This is a genomic window from Aeromonas sp. R2-1 (assembly GCF_040908425.1).
GTDB classification, from domain to species: domain Bacteria; phylum Pseudomonadota; class Gammaproteobacteria; order Enterobacterales; family Aeromonadaceae; genus Aeromonas; species Aeromonas caviae.
On sequence record NZ_JBFODR010000033.1, the window covers coordinates 65,797 to 85,622 of the forward strand.

General features: G+C 64.5%; 15 protein-coding genes. 3 read left to right on the top strand and 12 right to left on the bottom strand.

Translation table 11 applies throughout. From position 1 onward, the window contains the following. The first annotated feature begins 142 nt into the window (after positions 1-142). Complete coding sequence (locus AB5Y80_RS12090; protein WP_323919573.1) at positions 143-1,195, top strand: AraC family transcriptional regulator; 1,053 nt, start codon at positions 143-145, stop codon at positions 1,193-1,195. Between the two features lie 280 nt (positions 1,196-1,475). Here AB5Y80_RS12090 and AB5Y80_RS12095 read toward each other — a convergent pair whose 3' ends face one another. The 12 genes from AB5Y80_RS12095 to AB5Y80_RS12150 form a co-directional block, all read right to left on the bottom strand. Next, the gene (locus tag AB5Y80_RS12095; RefSeq protein WP_368172979.1) at positions 1,476-3,968 is read right to left on the bottom strand and encodes an RND family transporter; all 2,493 of its coding nucleotides are present in this window, start codon (positions 3,966-3,968) and stop codon (positions 1,476-1,478) included. Between the two features lie 71 nt (positions 3,969-4,039). Continuing rightward, a complete protein-coding gene (locus AB5Y80_RS12100; RefSeq protein WP_368172980.1) occupies positions 4,040-5,125 on the bottom strand; it encodes a WD40/YVTN/BNR-like repeat-containing protein in 1,086 nt (361 codons plus the stop codon). A gap of 142 nt (positions 5,126-5,267) precedes the next feature. Continuing rightward, the gene (locus AB5Y80_RS12105; protein WP_323883283.1) at positions 5,268-6,629 is read right to left on the bottom strand and encodes a DUF1329 domain-containing protein; all 1,362 of its coding nucleotides are present in this window, start codon (positions 6,627-6,629) and stop codon (positions 5,268-5,270) included. Between the two features lie 26 nt (positions 6,630-6,655). Beyond that, positions 6,656-8,587 (bottom strand): DUF1302 domain-containing protein, encoded by a 1,932-nt coding sequence (locus AB5Y80_RS12110; protein WP_323883286.1) that lies wholly within the window; start codon positions 8,585-8,587, stop codon positions 6,656-6,658. A gap of 558 nt (positions 8,588-9,145) precedes the next feature. Beyond that, positions 9,146-9,775: a CoA transferase subunit B gene (locus tag AB5Y80_RS12115; RefSeq protein WP_323883288.1), complete on the bottom strand. Its 630-nt coding sequence runs from the start codon at positions 9,773-9,775 to the stop codon at positions 9,146-9,148. Positions 9,776-9,869: 94 nt separating this feature from the next. Next, positions 9,870-10,571, bottom strand: coding sequence for a CoA transferase subunit A (locus AB5Y80_RS12120; RefSeq protein WP_039038784.1), 702 nt, complete (start codon positions 10,569-10,571; stop codon positions 9,870-9,872). Positions 10,572-10,772: 201 nt separating this feature from the next. Further along, complete coding sequence (locus tag AB5Y80_RS12125) at positions 10,773-11,792, bottom strand: YeiH family protein (RefSeq protein ID WP_368172981.1); 1,020 nt, start codon at positions 11,790-11,792, stop codon at positions 10,773-10,775. Beyond that, a complete protein-coding gene (locus tag AB5Y80_RS12130; RefSeq protein ID WP_323881288.1) occupies positions 11,780-12,760 on the bottom strand; it encodes a DsbA family protein in 981 nt (326 codons plus the stop codon). Before AB5Y80_RS12130 ends, AB5Y80_RS12125 begins: the two co-directional genes overlap by 13 nt. After that, positions 12,757-14,076: an MFS transporter gene (locus AB5Y80_RS12135; RefSeq protein WP_182936143.1), complete on the bottom strand. Its 1,320-nt coding sequence runs from the start codon at positions 14,074-14,076 to the stop codon at positions 12,757-12,759. Before AB5Y80_RS12135 ends, AB5Y80_RS12130 begins: the two co-directional genes overlap by 4 nt. Before the next feature lie 205 nt (positions 14,077-14,281). Continuing rightward, entirely contained in the window at positions 14,282-15,331 is a 1,050-nt protein-coding gene (locus AB5Y80_RS12140) for a 3-keto-5-aminohexanoate cleavage protein (protein WP_039038787.1), read from the bottom strand. A 52-nt stretch (positions 15,332-15,383) separates the two neighbouring features. Continuing rightward, positions 15,384-16,232, bottom strand: coding sequence for a TauD/TfdA family dioxygenase (locus AB5Y80_RS12145; protein ID WP_266141957.1), 849 nt, complete (start codon positions 16,230-16,232; stop codon positions 15,384-15,386). Positions 16,233-16,306: 74 nt separating this feature from the next. After that, positions 16,307-17,287, bottom strand: a complete 981-nt coding sequence (locus AB5Y80_RS12150; RefSeq protein WP_042016948.1) for a quinone oxidoreductase — start codon at positions 17,285-17,287, stop codon at positions 16,307-16,309. Between the two features lie 381 nt (positions 17,288-17,668). Between AB5Y80_RS12150 and prpB the strand changes: the two genes are divergently transcribed. Both prpB and prpC read left to right on the top strand, forming a co-directional pair. After that, a complete protein-coding gene (gene prpB, locus AB5Y80_RS12155) occupies positions 17,669-18,553 on the top strand; it encodes a methylisocitrate lyase (RefSeq protein WP_368172982.1) in 885 nt (294 codons plus the stop codon). Positions 18,554-18,617: 64 nt separating this feature from the next. Next, positions 18,618-19,775 carry a 2-methylcitrate synthase gene (gene prpC, locus AB5Y80_RS12160; RefSeq protein ID WP_301482303.1) on the top strand — a complete coding sequence of 386 codons (1,158 nt, stop codon included), beginning with the start codon at positions 18,618-18,620 and terminating at the stop codon, positions 19,773-19,775. Positions 19,776-19,826 lie beyond the last annotated feature (51 nt).

Consider the following 19,826-nt stretch of genomic DNA (forward strand, 5'->3'; position numbering starts at 1 on the left):
CCATCGGAAGCGGACTGTGAGCGAGCTCACCCCCTGAGATCTGCGACTAACAGATAGGTTAATAAGCCTTCCCATGATGTAGCCAAAATGATAATAAATAGTTAACAACCAGCAGATGAGCTGTCGCCATGGGAACTGCATCATGACCCTTCTTGCCAGAGCCGCTACCCTCACCAACTACCTCGACGTCGCCCGCCAACTGGGCCTCAATACCCCCCACCTGTTGTCGCAAGCCGGCCTCAGTGCCTCTATTCTGGATGTGCCCAATCAGCGCATCCCGGTTTCCACCATCATCAACTTGCTGGAGCTCACCGCCCGCACCGGCGACTGCCAGAGCCTGGGGCTGCGCATGGCAGAGCATCGCCAGCTGTCGGACTTTGGCGAGGTGAGCCTGCTGCTGAGCTATCAGCCCAACCTGCGCGAGGGCTTGCAGGTGATGGTGCAATACATCCATCTGTTCAATAACGCCCTGGCCATCTTCATCGAGGAGGCGGGCAAGGCGGTGATCATTCGCGAGGAGATCATCACCGACGCCCCCATGCCCTCGCGCCAGGCCACCGAGCTTGCGGTCGGCGTCATGTATCGCTTCTGCGCGGCCCAGGTCGGGGTCGGGGCGAACTGGCATCCCATCAGCGTCAACTTCACCCATGACGCGCCGGCGGATCTCTCCATCCACAAGCGGCTGTTCGGCTGCAAGCTGGAATTTGGCAGCGAGTTCAACGGCATCGTCTGTCAGTCAGCGGATCTGGACATCCCCAACCCCCTGGCCAACCAGGCCATGGCCCGCCATGCGCGCCAGTACCTCGACACCCTGCTGGTGGAGACCCAGCAATCCCTGATGACTGACGTGCGCAAGGCCATCTACCTGCTGCTGCCCATGGGGCGCGCCACCATAGAGCAAATAGCCCGCACCCTGGGCATGAACGTGCGCACCCTGCAGCGCCATCTGGAGGAGAGCGGTGCCACCTTCAGCGAGCTGGTCAACGACGTGCGCCGGGATCTGGTGATGCGTTATCTGCAAAACTCCGGCTATTCGCTGGGCCACATCGCCGACATGCTGGGTTACTCCATGCCGAGCTCATTCACCCGCTGGTTCAACGCCCAGTTCGGCATGCCGCCCGCCACCTGGCGCTTCCGCCACAAGGGCGTGCCCAAGGTGACCCAGAGCGCGCACACCAGCCTTGCCTACGGCTAGACCCCATTCCTTCGCCAGACGTTGAGTTAAAGAGGGAGGCTGCGGCCTCCCTCTTTGCATTCCGCTCTCCATCATGTGGGGCACTCGCCATCGACAGCGAAACGAGTGGGATGCCATGAAAGCCAGCAGCGCGACACTCCCGCATCACTTTGCCATCCAACCCGGCCCCTCAACAGATCACGCCAAAAAAGAAGAGGGAGGCTTGTCGCCTCCCTCTTCACATCTCGGCTTGCCGCCCCTAGCGGACATCAGCCGGCAGCTGTTCCGCCTTCATCCTCCCCTAGGGCGCGGAGGCGTCGACGCTCGCACGGGGCGCAGCAGCCTTCTCAACGGCTTCGGCCAGAGCGGGCTGGGTGCCGCGCAGCAGGAAGTAGGAGAGTGCCGGCACCCCTATCAGGGCCCCCAGCATGTTCCACAGGAACATGAAGGTGAGCAGTATGCCCATGTCGGCCTGGAACTTGATGGGGGACCAGACCCAGCCCACCACGCCGGCGGCCAGGGTGATGCCCACCAGCCCCACCACCCGGCCGGTGAAGGCCACGGCCTGGCGATAGGACTCCACCAGCGACATGCCCTGGCGTTGATGGTGCAACTGCACGCTCAGCAGGTAGAGCGCGTAGTCCACCCCGATGCCGACCCCGAGCGCAATCACCGGCAGGGTCGCCACCTTGACGCCTATCCCCATGAAGACCATCAGCGCCTCGCACAGCACAGAGGTGAGCATCAGGGGCACCAGGGCCACCACGGTCGCCCGCCAGCTGCGGAAGGTGATGAGGCAGAAGACGGTCACCGCCAGGTAGACGTAGAGCAGCATGGTGCGGTTCGCCTCGTGCACCACCAGGTTGGTGGCCGCCTCGATGCCCGCCGAGCCCGCGGCCAGCAGGAACTGGCGATCCGGCGACGAGTTCTCCCGGGCAAACCGCTCGGCGATGACCACCACGCCGCTCAGGGTCTCGGCCTTGTGATCCCTCAGGTAGGCGATCACCGGCATCAGGGAGCAGTCGGTGTTGAACAGCTCGGGGCTGTTGACCGAGGCCTGCTGGGCCGCGTAGTTCAGCACGTTCTGGTTGCGCTGGATGCTGGCGAGCCTGGGGTTGCCCTCATAGGTGCCGGCGGTGATCTGGCGCACCGCATTGACCAGGGAGCTGGTGGCCTGCACCCCGGGATGCTGCTGCAGCTCCCAGCCCAGGCGATCCGCCAGGATCAGGGTCTGGTAATTGAGACACCCCTCCGGCGCCGTCTTGATCATCACCGCGAACAGATCGCTCGAGAGCGCATAGTGGCTGGTGATGTAGCCGTTGTCCTTGTTGTAGCGGGAATCGGCGCGCAGCTCGGGTGCGCCGCTGTCCAGATCGCCAATCTTGAGGTGCAGGCTGACCAGGTAGCCGCCGATCCCCATGGCCAGGCCCAGCAGCACCACAAAGGTGGCCCACTTGCGCTCGGTGCAGCGGTCCAGCAGCGTCCAGAGCCTGCCGAAGCCCTGGTTGGAGGCGGCGTTATTTTCAATGGCCAGCGCCCGCTCGGCCGCCTTGTGGCCCACTCCCACATAGGAGAGCGCCACCGGCATCAACAGCAGGGAGGTGAAGATGAGCACCGCCACCCCTATGCTGGCGGTGATGGCGAGATCCTGAATGACCGGGATGTCGATCAGCATCAGCACCGCGAAGCCCACCGCATCGGCGAGCAGCGCCGTGACTCCGGCCAGGAACAGCCGGCGGAAGGTGTAGCGCGCGGCGATCAGGCGATGGGTGCCGCGGGCGATGTCCTGCATGATGCCGTTCATCTTCTGGGCCGCGTGGGAGACCCCGATGGCGAAGATGAGGAAGGGCACCAGCACCGAATAGGGATCGATGGCGTAGCCGAGCCAGGCGACGAGGCCGAGCTGCCACACCACGGCGATCAGCGAGCAACCCACCACCAGCAGGGTGCTGCGCACGCAGCGGGTGTAGAGGAAGATGATGAGAAGCGAGGTCGCCACCGCCAGGGCGAAGAACATGATCACCTGAATGAGGCCATCGATGAGATCGCCGACCAGCTTGGCAAAACCGATGACCCGGATCTTGTACCGACCCGTCCCCTCCTCTCCCGCCTTGTGGGGCTTGCCGTCGAACTCGATCTGGCTGCGCAACGTCTCGATGCGCTGGGAGAACTCGTGGTAGTTGAGGGGCTTGCCGGTGGCCGATGCCTTGTCCAGCAGGGGCACGATCAGCATGGTGGATTTAAAATCGCTCGCCACCAGGCTGCCGACGATGCCGGCCCGGTTGATGTTCTGGCGCAGCTGCTCGATGTCGGCGGGCTTGCCCTGATAGGCGTCCGGCATCACGGGGCCGCCCTGGAAGCCCTCCTCGGTCACCTCGGTCCAGCGCACCGCCGGACTCCAGAGGGACTTCATCCAGGCGCGGTCCACCCCCACGGTGAGGAACAGCTCGTCATTGACCCGCTTGAGCACGCTCAGATAGCCGGGATCGAAGATGTCGCCTTGGGTGTTCTCCACCACCACCCGCACCGAGTTGCCGAGGCCACGCAGGGACTGGCGGTTCTCCAGGAAGTTTTTGATGTAGGGCTGGCTCTGGGGGATCATCTTCTCGAAGCTGGGCGCCAACGCCAGGCGAGTCGTCGCCATGTAGCCAAACACCAGGGTCGCCAGCGTCATCACTAGCATGAACACCGCTCTGTGGTTGAACACCAGCCGCTCCAGCAGGTTGCCGGAGCGCCTGTCGAACTGCGCCAGCTCGCGGATCACCGGCATCGCATCTTGCTTCACATGGCCCATGTCTGGATCCTCGTTATCGTTATTGGGCCGTCATCCGGTGACGGCCTGATTTGGCAATACTTGTGACCGCCTTAATTCACCGCCAGGGTGCGCACACCGCGGCTGCCCACCAGTGCCAGGGTGCCCTGGGGCGTCAGCAGGGCGCCCGCCACCGGGGATGGCTCGGCCAGGGGTTCCAGAGTCAGCGGCTCGTTGCCCCGTTGCCGCAGCATATGGCCGGCCTGGGTAAAGAGGCGGAACTGGCCATCTGCCCCCTGCATAGCAGTGCTGAGGCTGATGGGCAGCGGACTGGCCAGTCTCGCCCAGTGCTGGCCGCCATCCGTGCTGCGATAGGCATGGCCCCGCAGCCCATAGACCAGCAGCTCGCCGGGCCGACCGATGAGGCCGAAGAAGCTGCCGTCATAGGGGCTTGGCAGTGAGACGAAGCGCTGCGTCCCCGGATCCCACTTGCGCAGCAAGCCCTGCTCGCCGGCGAGATAGAGGCTCTCCCCGGCCAGGGCGATGGCATTGAGATGCAGCCCATCCGGGTTGTCGGTGCGATCCTGCATCGGCGTCCAGTGCTGGCCGCCATCCTGGGTGCGCAGAATGAGGTTGAACACCCCGACCACGTAGCCAACCCTGTCGTCCTCGAACCAGACGTCGAGCAGGGGCTTGTCGGCCCCCTCCTCCACCAGGCGCTGGCCCTCTTCCACCAACGCGGCCCACTGCTCGTTGTCCGGCTCGGACTGGGCCTTGGCCGAGTAGTATTGCAGCACCAGGTCGCCTATCTGGCGGCCATCCAGCTGTTTCTGCCAGCTGGCGCCACCGTCCTGGCTGTGCAGGATGACCCCGTCCCCCCCCACGGCCCAGCCCTGCTCGGGACTGGGGAAGACGACGGCATTGAGATCCGAGCTCACCGGCACCCTGGCCTGCTGCCAACCCTTGCCTTCATCGTCGGAGTAGAGGATGTGACCCCGCTGCCCCACCGCCACCAGCCGGCTGCCGGCTCTGGCCAGATCCAGCAAGGGGCTCTGCTTGGCCAGGGCGCTCGGCTTGGCGGGCAAGTCCAGCACGTCCACATAGGCCGACGCCGCCGTGATCGTCTCCGCGCTCTGCGCGGGCCCTGCCATCAGCAGGGCGCCGCACAGCCAGGGCGCCAACTTGTTGAATGAACCCATACCACTTCCTTGTCTTCAAAACCCATCGGATGGTCGCAACAACCCCACCCCGGCCCTCCCCTTGGCAAGGGGAGGGAGCACTTCACTCCTCCCCCTTTCGAAGGGGGAGGCCGGGAGGGGGGTCAGTGGAGATCATCAATGCTTAGCGGATCCCGGCGCCCGCCAGGGACTCCGGCGACCACTTCGCCTTGGACAGCGAATCGCCGTACTTGATGCCGCCATGGGGCCCCACCACGCCGTTGATGTTGTAGGTCCCCGCCACCAGGTCATAGATCATGAAGGGGGTGGCATCCGGGGTCTGCTTGTCGTAGCTCTGGCTCAGGAAGGCGAAGGAGCCGCGATAGAGCTGACCACGGGCGTCGTACTGATCCGAGGCCAGGGCCACCCAGCTGTCTTCGTCCAGATAGAAGCGACGCTTGGCATAGATGTGGCGCTCGCCGGCCTTGAGGTTGCCCTCCACCACCCAGACCCGGTGCTTCTCCCAGCGCACGTGATCCGGTGACAGGAAGTTCGGGGTGGTCAGCGCCCGGGCATTGGGCTCATAGGTCAGCTTGTAGGTGTTGTAGGGAACTATCATCTCCTGCTTGCCCACCAGCTTCCAATCGAAGCGGTCCAGCGCGCCGTTGAAGACGAAGACGTCGTCATAGGTGCCGGCGCCCGAGGTGCCCGGGTTCGGGGTATCGTAGGCCAGGTTCGGTGCCAGCTTGACCCGGCGCTGCCCCGGCAGGTACTGCCAGGCCTTGCGCGGCTGCTCAAGGGGGTTGGCGGCATCGCGCAGCATGATGGCTTCACCGGCACGGCGGGCGGGCCCGGTGTAGTAGAGCTTCATCTGGTAGTAGGTGTCCTTGGCCGCGATGGGCTTCTTCATGTCCTCGTAGATGGCGTAGTTGATGAACGCCTGCCCCGTGGTGGAGAGCGCCGCTACCCCGGCGGAATCGACGTTCCAGGAGTCGTATTTGGTGGCGATGTTCACCCCCTGGTAGCGCAGCAGGAAGTTCCACATCGCCTCGGCGCCGGTCTGCGGGATCGGGAAGGGAATGCCCGGCAGCACCTGATCCACCGCCATCCCCCCTTCCAGGGTCTTGGCGTTCAGGGCGTTCTGCTTGGTGTTGTCCAGCACCGCCTGGGGCAGCGCCACGCTGCGGTGAGTCGGGTAGACATCGACTCTGAAGTCCGGGAAGCGGCTCAGCAACTCGGCGGTGGTGGCGGTCAGCTCACCCTTGTACTTGGCCACGTTCTTGCCGTCGATCACCAGCTGCGGCTTGTCGCCCGCATAAGGATCCGGGCGCATGCTGTCACCGGCCTTGAAGCCGGCGGGCGCCGTGGTCAGGCCGCCGGTATAGGCGGGGATGGAGCCGTCGGCGTTGGCCGCGGCATCGGCGCCGACCTGGGTCAGGCTGGTGCCCAGCTTGCCCGCTTCGCTGGCGGAGACGGCCGCCTGGGCCTGACTGGTGAAGGCCAGGGCGAGGGACAGGGCCAGCATGGTCTGTTTATGTTTCATCATCTTGTTCTCCGACTCGGTCGCTTGACTCAATAAGTGGTCTTGAGGGTCAGGTAGACGGCCCCTCTGTCTTCCGTGGTGGCGCCGCCACCGGAGAAGGAGGAGTAACCGCCGGCATAACAGGTGTTGCGCTGGGTCGCATCCAGGGCGTTGGGGGTGGAGCCATCGGTGGCGCCGTCGTTGCACTCGGCAGACTTGCCGAAGGAGTCCACGTACTTCAGATCGACGAAATACTGGTTGTAGATGGTAGCGCCGAGGCCAAGGGCGTAGTTGCCGGTGTCCTTGGCACCGCCGCCCTGCACGGGAGACACCCCCGCCAGGCCGAGGTTGATCGACAGCGGCATGCTCATGTCCACGCCGGGGAACACCTGATACCAGGTCGGGGTGAAGTTGACCGCCAGGCCCCAGTTGTCGGTGGTCGACTTGTCGAGCCCCTGGTAGCTGTCCTCGCCCTTGTAGAGCGCCTTGTTGTGATCGTTGAGGCTCAGCAGGTTGCTGTAGTAGAGCTCGGCCAGCAGGGCGGCACCGTCGAACAGCGGGGTGTCGGCCATGGTCATCAGGCCGTTGAGGGTCCAGTGCAGGGTCTCGCCGGTGGCGCTGTAACCGTCGCTGTCGTCGGTGATCACCCCGGTGCTGTCATTACGGGCAGGCAGTGCGCCGAGCCCCTGTTTCAGCCCGAGTGGACCCGAGGCACTCAGCAGCGCCGGGATGCTGGAGAGGGGCATGTTGTGGCGATAGTTCAGATCGCTGCCCACGCTCACCCCGGCGATGTCCTTGGACAGGCTCAGACCCAGGATGTCGATGTCCTCGCCGTAGGCCAGGGAATAGCTGGTGTTGGCAATCGAGTTACGCAGGTTGGGAATAGCCCCGGCCGGCAGGGGATTCGTCCCGCGGACGCTCAGACCACGGGCGTCCAGTACCGCCTGGGGCAGGATGTCGGCGGTGCGACGGTAGTAGGCCCCCAGGGTGGCATCCAGCGCCTCGGGGGACCACTTGGTCATGAAGCCCCAGTCACCGTGCTTGCCCGGCTCTATGTCTGCGCCGCGGCGGATGTTGCTCAGGGTGCCGTTCGGCCCGGCGAGGCCGGGGCCACCGGTGTGACCCAGCAGGAAGGCGCGGGCACCGTAGCCCACCAGATCGGAGCCACCGTAGAAGGTGCCGGCCTCCGGCAGACGGGCCGCGTCCCAGTCGAAGAAGTACTGGGCGGCGAAGGTCCACTCCGGGTTCAGGGTGAAGGAGGCGGAGATCTGCTTGCGGGGCATGAACAGCTCTTTTGCCTCGGTGCCCGGGGACGCCGCGAGCTTGGCGAGATCCAGGCCAGACTGGCCGTAGCTGATGGAGTGCACCGGGTTGAGCAGGGTCTCGCCCCAGAAGATGTTGTGCTGGCCTATCTTGACGCCGAGCAGCGACTCGTCACCTATCTCCATGTTGTGGAACACGAAGGCGTCGAGGATCTCGCCGGAGGGGCCGTTGTAGTAGCGATCGGCATAATCGCTCAGCCCCGGCTGGCCAAACATGGTCGACCTTGCGGGGTTGGCGCCCCAGCCCGGGATGCCGGAGGCATCACCGTTGTTGTTCAAAAAGGGGTTGTCGCTCGCGCCGACGTCGTCATAGGCATAGTCGTACCAGCTCGCCGCACTGATGCGAAAACCGGTATTGCCCTTGTTCACCACGTCCAGCTCGGTCAACAGATCGAAGCGGGTGGTGACGGTGTCGCCGGCATCCTTGAAGTTGTAGTCCCCATCGTTGCTGTTCGGGGTGGCGAGCATCCGCTCGTCGGCGCTCTCGGTGCGCATGCCGTAGTTGAACTTGCCGGTGTTGTCGAAACGCACGGACCACTCTTCACTGTCCGTGTCGATCTCGACCGCCTGAGCGGTGGGCAGGAGCACGGCCGCAATGGCCGTCGCCAGCAGGCTGAGGCGCAGGGCACCGCAACCATGACTCGTGTGCTTGTAATCCATTACAGTCTCTCCGAGTGTCGTCATCTGTTGTTTGTTGTTCTGTGTCTAGTCGCCGTTTCCGTTGGCTTTATTGTCTGGCTTTATTGTCTGGCTTGTTGCTTGGCTTCTTGCCTGGCTGTTGTGCCAGTGTCGGCGCTTCCCTTGGGGATGAGGGGGCGCTCTGTTTGCCTCCTCCCCTTGCGGGTTCCTCCCCCGGGTGCGCTCTGTGTTGTTGCTACCGACTCTACGGCCAGCCCAACCCCCTTGCTTGCCATTGAACGTCAGCCACTTTTCATTTGATGACAGGGAGTGGCGGCGCCGAACAAGCGGCGCGAAAGGGGTGTCGGACGGCATCCGCGCAGGGATTCTCGGGGCTCAGCCAGGGACCATGGTGAAGGACAGGGGTCCGCCAAGGGGCTGGCGTGTCCAGTGAGTGGGTGGGTGATGGCAGTCTGTTATCGGGGCGAGAGGCAGCAGGCAGAGCATCTGCGCCGTCACGGAGAGCATAAAAGCGGCGGAGCAGGCCCAAGCATCCTCACTCCGCCGTGAAAATGGCCGACGAGTCGGCCCACACGCGATTCAGCGGTAGATGCGGCAGCCGGTGGCGGCCTGCAACTGCTCAAATTCGATGCCGGGGGCCAGCTCCACCAGCTTGAGGCCGCTTGGGGTCACGTCCAGCACGGCGAGATCGCTGATGATGCGATCCACCACCCCGACCCCGGTCAGGGGCAGGTTGCACCACTCCAGTATCTTGTGCTCACCGTTCTTGGCGCAGTGCTCCATCAGCACCACCACCCGCTTGACCCCGGCCACCAGATCCATGGCCCCCCCCATCCCCTTGACCAGCTTGCCGGGGATCATCCAGTTCGCGAGATCCCCGCGTTCCGAGACCTGCATGGCCCCGAGCAGCGCCAGGTTGATGTGGCCACCGCGGATCATGCCGAAGCTCTCGGCGCTGTCGAAGAAGCTGCTGCCGGGCAAGGTGGTGATGGTCTGCTTGCCGGCGTTGATGAGATCGGGATCCAGCGCCTCCTCACTCGGGAAGGGGCCTATGCCGAGCAGGCCGTTCTCGCTCTGCAGCCACACCTCCATGGCATCCGGGATGTAGTTGGCCACCAGGGTCGGCAGGCCGATGCCGAGGTTCACATAGAAGCCGTCCTGCAGCTCCTTGGCGGCGCGCTGCGCCATCTCTTCACGGGTCCAGGCCATGACTTAGCTCCTTACTGCAGGCTGTTGAAAACAGGAAGCCACCGGCAGTTCCTGGGTGATGCACAGCGCCCTCTCTTCACGGATCAAAACCATCTTATTTCTTCTCCATGACGGTGCGCACTTCGATGCGTTTCTCGGGATTGGGGTTGTGTACCAGCCGCTGCACATAGATGCCGGGCAGGTGGATCTCGTCCGGGGCCAGCTCCCCCACCTCGACTATCTCCTCCACCTCGGCGACGCAGACCCGGCCCGCCTTGGCGCAGAGCGGGTTGAAGTTGCGGGCCGTCTTGTTGAACATCAGGTTGCCCGCCTTGTCGGCCCTGGCGCCCTTGATGATGGCGAGATCCGCGGTGAGGGATCGCTCCATCACGTACCAATCCCCATCGAACTGACGGGTCTCCTTGCCCTCGGCGATCAGGGTCCCGTAACCGGTGCGGGTGAAGAAGGCCGGAATGCCGGCGCCGCCGGCGCGAAGCTTCTCGGCCAGCGTCCCCTGGGGGGTGAACTCCAGCTCCAGCTCCCCTGCGAGATACTGGCGCTCGAACTCCTTGTTGCCCCCCACGTAGGAGGAGATCATCTTCTTGATCTGGCGGCTATGGAGCAGGGGCCCCAAGCCGAACTCGTCCACCCCGCAGTTGTTGCTGATGATGGTGAAGCCGCGTTTGCCGCTCTCCTGCAGCGCCTCGATAAGCTGCTCCGGGATGCCGCACAGGCCGAAGCCCCCCGAGGCGATGGTGATGTCGTCCTGCACCAGATCGCTAAGAGCGGCCTGGGCGCTGGGGTAAACCTTGTTCATAACTACCTCTCTGCTCTCTGGCTAGTCCGTTGGCCACAGGGGCGCGTTCGTTTATTGCGGTTTTTCTGATTGATCTCGTATCGCGATCGTCCGATTACGCCGCTACGCGGCTAATCGAACCTACGCAGTCAATTGAGTTGATAGGTTCGGGTAGCGAAGCCTATTCGGACGTTCGCGGCATTCATGACATTCCTGATATGCCTAAGGCTTGATGCCCCAATGCATCAGGGTCAGCACCAAGGCGACCAGGAAGGCGGTCTCCCCCACCATCAGCAGGATGGGTTTGATGCCGACCGCCGCCAGCTCCTTGAGCTGGGTCTTCATGCCGATGGCGGCGATGGCGATCACCAGGCACCAGCGCGACAGCTCGTTGACCCCCCCCTGAACCAGGGCGGGCACCCAGCCTGTGCTGTTGATGCAGGCCAGCACCAGGAAGCCGACCGCAAACAGGGGCAACAGGGGCGGCCGCTTGCCGGACGCGGGATCCGCCCCCTGCATCCGGGTGATCATGGCGGCGACCAGGATCACCGGCAGCAGCATGGCGACCCGCATCAGCTTGACGACGGTGGCCACGTCCCCGGTCTCGGTGGACATGCTGTAGCCGGCCCCCACCACCTGGGCGACGTCGTGAATGGTGGCACCGAGAAAGACCCCCGCCTCCACCGGCGTCAACTCGAAGAAGCGGGCGATCATGGGGTAGAGGATCATCGCGAGCGTCGAGAGCACCGACACCCCGATCACCGTGAACAGGGTGGCGCGCTCCTTCTGGGGATGGTTCGGCAGGGAGGCAGCCAGGGCCAGGGCGGCGGAAGCACCACAGATGGCGGTAGCGCCCCCGGTCAGCATGCCAAACAGGCGCTGGAAACCCATCGCCTTGGCCACCACCACCGACAGGCTGATGGTCACCACCGCCAGGGTGACCACCAGCAGCACCGGCATCCAGCCGAGTTCGGCGATCTGGCCGAGGGTGATGCGCATGCCGAGCAGGGCGACCCCGATGCGCAAGACGCTTCGCGCCGTGAACTCGATGCCCGCCTTGCAGCTTCCCTCGCCGCTGAGGAAGTTCAACCCCATGCCGAGCAGCAGGGCGAACAGCAGCACGGGGGCGCCGTAGTGCTCCGACAGGAAGGTGGCGGCGGCCGCCACCGTGATGCTGACCGCCATGCCGGGGGCCAGTGTCCGTACCCGCTGGAAGCGATCCGTCATGGTCAGGGTGAGCATGGGATGGCCTCCTGGGACTCGATGACGATGGACAACCCCTCCCCCGCCGGCTCGACCGGGTAGCGGCGCACCCTGAGCTGGGTCGAGTTCAGCAGCAACCCGGTCGTCAGGTTGAAACGCAGACCGTGGGCAAGGCACTGGATCACCTCCCCCTCCAGCCGGCCGCCGCACAGGGACGCCCCCTGGTGGGGACAGCCGTCATCGATGGCATGGAAACGGCCATCGACGTTGAACAGCACCAGGCTCTTGCCCGAGTCCTCGATGAGGACGCGCTGGCCCGGCGCGGGCACCCGCTCGGCCGGCACCAAGACTCGCGCCTGCGCCCGGGTCATCGCCGCGACGGCCTGGTGCAAGCCGGCAAGCAACTGCGCCACGGGCTGGGCACCGCTGAGGATCCGCCCCTTCCCCAGCACGAAGCTCGGCACCCCCTGCCGAGCCGCCTCTGGCTGATCGCAGAAAAAGGGGGTTCCGTCTCCCTGCAGGCTGCCCACCAGATCGGCAGGCGAGAAGCCCACCGCCTCGGCCAGCCCCAGCAAGGTAGCACCATCCCCCAGATCCCCGCCGTGCAGGAAGTGGCACGCAAACAGCCACTCCAGCAGACTCTCCAACTGCGCCGGCGATCCCAGCTGGCAGGCCCGTTGCCACAGGCGGTGGGCATCGGCCGTGTTCGGCATACGGGGGATCTTGTCAAAGTCCAGCTCAACGCCGACGCTGGCCGCCGCCTGCCGCACCTGAGCCTGGCGCAGGCGCACCCCCTGTTCGCTGCCAAGGCGCCGCAGATAGAAGGCGTGAAAATCCTCCCCCTGCATCGGCAGCGCGGGCAGCAGTTGCACCCCGCGCCAGCTCACATCGACCCGCACCTCGGGCCGCTCCACCCGCAGCTGGGCCAGCGCCTCATCCAGCTGACGCTTGCCGATGAGGCACCAGGGGCAGATGAAATCGAAATAGACCTCGATGCTGAGCCTCATACCCTCACCTCGCTGCCCTGAGGGCCGGCGACGACCTGGCGGGCGTCCCCTTCAATCCTGGCCACGTCCTTGTGGTAGTGGCGCTTGCCGTAGAAGAAGACCGCAGCCGCCGCGACGCTGATGAGGGGCACCAGCTGGAAGGCGTTGTCCAGCCCGATGTGATCGGACACCTTGCCGGTGATAAAGGGACCGGGGGCCAGCCCCAGCAGGTTGTTGGCAAGGGTCAGGGTCGCAAACGCCGTACCGTGCACGCTGGCGTGGGTGAGATTGGCCACCATGGCGCCGGCGGGGCCCGAGGTGCCGGTGGCGATGAACATCCCCAGACCGATCAGCACCAGCTGGGGGAAGCCGGCCGGCAGGGCAAACGCCAGGGAGAGCAGGAGACAGCTGCCGAGGCAATAGGCGATGGCGAGGCTTATCTTGCGATCCGGCCGGTTGCGGCACAGCCGATCGCTCAGCATGCCGCACAGGATCATGCCGGCACCGCTGCACAGCACTATGATGGCGGCCATGAGTCCCGCCTTGTCCGTGTCCAGCCCGTAGTAGCGGTTGAAATAGCTCGGCATCCAGACGATGACGGTGCCGCCGACGAACAGCTGCAGGCCGCTGCCCACGTAGGCCGAGATCACCGAGCGGCTGGAATAGAGGCTGCGCAGGGGGTTGCGGCCCGCCTTGCTGCCCTGGGCAGCCCGGCTGGCCTGGGAGATCCGCGCCTCCTTGACGATGAGGGGATAGATGGCCGCCAGCACCAGACCGAACAGGGCCATGCCGGCGAAGGCCCAGCGCCAGCCGAGGAGATGCGCCAGCACGCCCCCGCAGGCCATGCCAAGCACAGAGCCGAACATGCCGCCGGAGATGAAGGCGCCGGAGAGGGTGGCCCGCATCTCCCGCGGGAACACCGAAACCACCACGGCGATGCCGACACTGCCGTAGGCGGCCTCCCCCACTCCCACCAGGAAGCGGGCGATGAACATCTGCTCGTAGTTCTGTGCCAGGGCGCAGCCCAGGGTCGCCAGGCTCCAGAGCGCGGCCATCATGGCCAGGCTCTTGACCCGGCCGAACCGGTCCGCCAGCAGGGAGAGCGGGAAGGTGAGCAAGCCGACCATGAGCGCGACTATGCCGCTGAGCAGGCCGAGCTGGGTGTCGGAGAGTGCCCACTCCCCCTTGAGCATGGGGAAGACGGCGTTGAGCACCTGGCGCGACATGTAATCGGAGATGAGCAGACCGAAGGTCAGCGCAAACACTATCCAGGCATAACGACGGGGCACGGCAACCTTGCCGGCCTCGGGGTCGTCATCGATATGAAACGTAGCCATACATTCCCTCGCGCTACTGCAAATTGGGTTGGGTATTCGGTCAACCAGCCGGTGGAAAGGCCCCCGGCCAGACAATATTGACTCATCACTCAGTTGCCCTGCGTGCTGCATAGTGCAAGGACAACCGCCGTTTGGCAAACAGGTTCTTAGGGCGCTTGGCTTGGGGGCCTTGCGCCCTGACACGCAGATCTGCGTGGGTATTACATCACTTCTTCAGGAAGCCCTGCTGACCGCCCTTTGGATTCGGGGCGAAGCCGTTGGCTGCAAGGGTTTCTTCAACCGTCTCATAGAAAACACCGATTTTGAGGATCTCGCGGGCTTCCTTACCGTTGGCAACTGGACGGCCGATCTCTTTGGCAAGGCGCACCAACTGTTCGATCTGCTCGACGGAGGTCATCTTACGCGAACGGTCCTGGGTCCAGAGGTTATCCTCAATACCGCAGCGCACGTGCAGGCCCATCGCCATGCCCATCAGGTTGATTGGCAGGGTGTTGAGCATGGAACTTTCCACCGTCAGCATGGTGCCGTCAGGAATGGCGCGCAGGAAGTTGGCCATGCTGTAGATATGCGGCTGGTCCATGCCACCGCCAATCGCCACCCAGTTGCATACCAGCGGACCCTTGTAGACACCGCGGCGGATCAGCCGCTCCACCGACTCGTAGCTGTTGATGTTGTAAAACTGGAAGGCACTCTGGATGCCGGCGGCACTCAGACGCTTGACGTGCTCCTCGATGAAGCCAGGGCCGGAAGGCACGATCATCTCGCGGTAGGCTTCGTAGGTATCGGTCCCCATAGAAGTGCCGGCGTAGTCACGCTTATCCATCTGCTCGACCACGTTCATCTGCGTGGTGTTGACGGTCACAGTGACTTGGTCGGGTTTGGGCTCGAGTTCGGCGAGCATGTGCCGAGTGTCGTCATGCAGCCACTTGGCGGCCGCGCCATCTTCTGGCGGCGCGAAGGAGATAGAGCCGCCGACCTGGATGATCATGTCCGGCACGGCCTTGCGCACACCAGCGATCAGCTCGTTGAACATCGACAGGCGCTTGGAGCCCTTGCCGTCCAGTTCACGCACGTGCAGGTGCAGTACGGCGGCGCCCGCTTCGTAGCAGTCGACCGCTTTCTGGATCTGCTCTTCCATGGTCACCGGGATGTCTTCCGGATAGTCAGAAGGGAACCATTCAGGGCCATACGGGGCTACGGTAATAACCAACTTGTCCTGATTTTCAGGGAAGAGAGAACCGTCAAGGAAGTTCATGTCTATTGCCTCAAGTTATTGAAAATTAGCGGTATCACTGGGATGTTACGACTCAGTAAGGCGTGTCGCCCATGATCCCGGCCCGCTCCATCTTGCGATGGCAGGGGGCGTAATCCATGGCGGCGTAGTGCTGGGTGCTGCGGTTGTCCCAGATGGCCACGCTGCCCGGTTGCCAGCGCCAGCGCACCTGGAACTCGGGGATATAGGCCTGGCTGATGAGGTAGCGCAGCAGATCGCTGCCACCCATGGTGTAGTCCTGGCCGACACGGACATTCGCCGGGGTGTGGTAGTTGGTGAAGTGGGTCGCGAAGGCGTTGACGAACAGGATCTTCTCGTCGGTCTCCGGGTGGGTGCGCACCACGGGGTGCTCGGCGTCCGGGAACATGGCCTTCAGGGCGAGCCGCTTCTCCATCGGCATGGCCGCCCCGAAGCTCGCCTCTATGCTGTGGCGGGCGCGCAGGCCGGCGATCTTCTGTTTGATCTCCTCGGGCAGCGCGGCGTAGACCGCCGCCATGTTGGCCCAGAGGGTGTCGCCCCCCACCGGCGGGCACTCCACGCAGCGCAGCACGCAGCCCATGGGCGGTTGCTCGCGCCAGGTGGCATCGGTGTGCCAGGCGTTCTCGTAGCGATCGTTGGGCACATCCGGCGACTTGTAGATGCGCACCAGACCGGGGTGATCCGGATCGCTGCCCGCCACCGGGTGATCCTCCAGCTCGCCGAAGCGGCGGGCGAAGGTCACGTGATCGCTGCGGCTCATCTCCTGATTGCGCAGGAACAGTACCTTGTGCCTGAGCAGTTGGGCGCGGATCTCGGCAAACAGCCCTGCGTCGTGGGCCGCATCCGCCAGCTGGACGCCGCTCAGTTCGGCGCCGATATGGCAGGTCAGTTGTTCTACACGCATGTCTCTCTCCCTGAATGACAAGTCGGTGCGCTCAGGCGCCGCCATCGAGTGCGGGCTGGCCTGAGATCCTTGGCCTAGATGATGAAAACGGAGGAGCCCGTGGTCTGGCGCGACTCCAGATCCCGGTGGGCCTGCGCCGCGTCCTGCAGCTCGTACTTCTGGTTGACCTCGATCTTGATCCGCCCGCTGGCCACGTGATCGAACAGCTCGCCGGCCAGGGCCTCCTTCTCGGCCGGGTCGGCGATGTAGTCCGCCAGGGCCGGTCGGGTCAGATAGAGGGAACCCTTCATGGCCAGCAACTGGGGGTTGAAGCCGTCGATGGGGCCGGAGGCGGTGCCGACGCAGACCATGAGGCCGCGGCGTTTGAGGGAATCAAGCGAGCCCAGGAAGGTGTTCTTGCCGACGCTGTCAAACACCACGTCAACCCCGGCGCCGCCGGTCAGGGCGCGCACCCGGGTCGCCACATCTTCCCGGCTGTAGTCGATGGTGAAGTCGCAGCCGTGGGCACGGGCCAGCTCGGCCTTGGCGCCGCTCGAGACGGTGCCTATCACCGTCAGCCCCAGCAGCTTGGCCCACTGGGCGACGATGAGGCCGACCCCGCCCGCCGCGGCGTGCAGCAAGATGCTGTCACCGGGCTTGAAGGCGTGGATGCGGCGCATCAGGTAGGCGGAGGTGAGGCCGCGCATGGTCATGGCGGCGGCGGTCTCGCAGGAGATGCTGTCCGGCAGGCGAATGAGCGGCGCGGCCGGGATCAGGCGCTCGGTCGAATAAGCGCCGAGTGTATTGATGAAACCGGTGTAGGTGACGCGATCGCCGACGTCGACGTTGGTGACGCCCTCGCCCACCGCCTCCACCACCCCGGCCGCCTCGACGCCGAGGCCATTGGGCATGGGGATGGGGTAGGTGCCGTTGCGAAAATAGGTGTCGGCATAGTTGAGGCCGACCGCGGCGTGGCGCAGGCGCACCTGGCCAGGCCCGGGCTCGCCCACCGCCACTTGTTCGTAGCGCAAGACCTCGGGGCCCCCGGTTTCATAAAAGCGAATGGCGTTGGCCATGGCGGTTCTCCAGATTCATTCGTGGGTGAAAACATCGTCCAGAGTGAATCTAGGGATTAACGTAAACGTCCGCTTTGCATCGGGCGACAGCCACTTTTCATCTCATGACACCCCCCTTCGAATCCGTTGCCCCCCCTCGGGGAAGAGGCCAGAATCGGCCCTGTTCCCCCATGACGGCGAGGTGACAGTGGCCGGGCATGAATCAAATTGGGAAGCTACTTGATTGAATTACATGAAGTTATACAGGAAGCAGCCGCTGGTGCCCGCCCATTGACGGGCCTTGGACTTAAGCATGATTGACGTTAACGTCAACGTAGTGTGAGATGAACCTGTTCACAGCCAGCATCCGCAGCAGACAAGCACCCCATGAAAGGAGTCACGATGTCCAACCTATCCCCCTCGGCCGGCACGCGTTTTCGCACCGCCCTAGCCAATGAGAAGCCCCTGCAGATCGTCGGCACCATCAACGCCTACATGGCGCTGATGGCCGAGCGCAGCGGCTTCCAGGCCCTCTATCTCTCCGGCGCCGGGGTGGCGAACGCCTCCTATGGCCTGCCGGATCTCGGCATGACCTCCATGAACGACGTGCTGATCGATGCCGAGCGCATCACGGCCGCCACGCAAGTGCCGCTCCTGGTGGATATCGACACCGGCTGGGGCGGTGCCTTCAACATCGCCCGCACCATCCGCGCCTTCGAGCGCGGCGGGGTGGCCGCCGTCCACATGGAGGATCAGGTGGCCCAGAAGCGTTGCGGCCACAGGCCCAACAAGGCCGTGGTCTCCCTGTCCGAGATGGTGGACAGGATCAAGGCGGCGGTGGATGCCCGCCAGGACGAGAGCTTCGTCATCATGGCCCGCACCGACGCCCTGGCGGTAGAGGGGCTGGGCTCGGCCCTGGAGCGCGCCGCTGCCTATGTGGAGGCGGGCGCCGACATGATCTTCGCCGAGGCCGTCACCGAGCTGGATCAGTACGACCGCTTCAAGCAGGCGGCAGGGGTGCCGATCCTCGCCAACATGACCGAGTTCGGCAAGACCGAGCTGTTTGACAAGGAGGCGCTCGCCTTGCATGGCGTCGACATGGTGCTCTACCCGTTAAGCGCCGCCCGCGCCGCCAACCAGGCCGCCCTCAACGTCTATCAGACGCTTCGCCGCGACGGCCACCAGCGCGCCGTGGTCGACACCATGCAGACCCGGGAGTCTCTCTACGACTTCCTCGGCTACCACCACTACGAGCAGACCCTGGACAGACTGTTCACCAAGGAATAAGCCCGCGACCAGCCGCCTCATGCTGGCGGCTGGCGCTTCAACGGACTGAATGAGGAAACATGTGATGAGCGCCATTCCCGAAACCACCGGCTTCAAGCCGAAAAAATCCGTCGCCCTCTCCGGCACCGCCGCCGGCAACACCGCCCTGTGCACCGTCGGCCTCTCCGGCAACGACCTGCACTACCGTGGCTACGACATCCTGGACGTGGCCACCAGCTGCGAATTCGAAGAGATAGCCCACCTGCTGGTGCACGGCCATCTGCCCAATGTGGCGGAGCTTGCCGCCTACAAGGCCAAACTCAAGGCCCTGCGCGGCCTGCCCACCGGGGTCAAGACCGCCCTGGAGCAGCTGCCCCCAAGCGCCCACCCCATGGACGTGATGCGCACCGCCGTCTCCGTGCTGGGGTGTCTGTCGCCGGAGAAGGACGATCACAACCACCCGGGCGCCCGGGACATCGCCGACAAGCTGATGGCCTGCTTAGGCTCCGTGCTGCTCTACTGGTACCACTTCAGCCACAACGGCAAGCGCATCCATGTGGAGACCGACGATGACTCCATCGGCGGCCACTTCCTGCACCTGCTGCACGGCGAGAAGCCACGGGACTCCTGGGTGCGCGCCATGCACACCTCCCTCATCCTCTACGCCGAGCACGAGTTCAACGCCTCCACCTTCACCGGCCGCGTCATCGCCGGCACCGGCTCGGACATGTTCTCCTGCATCACCGGCGCCATCGGCGCCCTGCGCGGGCCCAAGCACGGCGGCGCCAACGAGGTGGCGTTCGAGATCCAGAAGCGCTACGAGAATCCGGACGAGGCGGAGGCCGACATTCGTGCCCGCATCGAGAAGAAGGAGGTGGTCATCGGCTTCGGCCACCCGGTCTACACCGTCTCCGATCCCCGCAACAAGGTGATCAAGGAGGTGGCCCGCGCCCTCAGCCAGGAGCAGCACAACACCAAGATGTTCGACATCGCCGAGCGGCTGGAGTCCACCATGTGGGAGGCCAAGAAGATGTTCCCGAACCTGGACTGGTTCAGCGCCGTCAGCTACCACATGATGGGGGTGCCCACCGCCATGTTCACCCCGCTGTTCGTCATCGCCCGCACCTCCGGCTGGTCGGCCCATGTCATCGAGCAGCGCATCGACGGCAAGATCATCCGCCCGAGCGCCAACTACGTCGGCCCGGAAGATCTGGTGTTCGTCCCGCTCAAGGAGCGCCAGTGATGAACAACGCCCACTATCTCGCCCGCGTGCACGCCGAGAAGAATCAGGAGC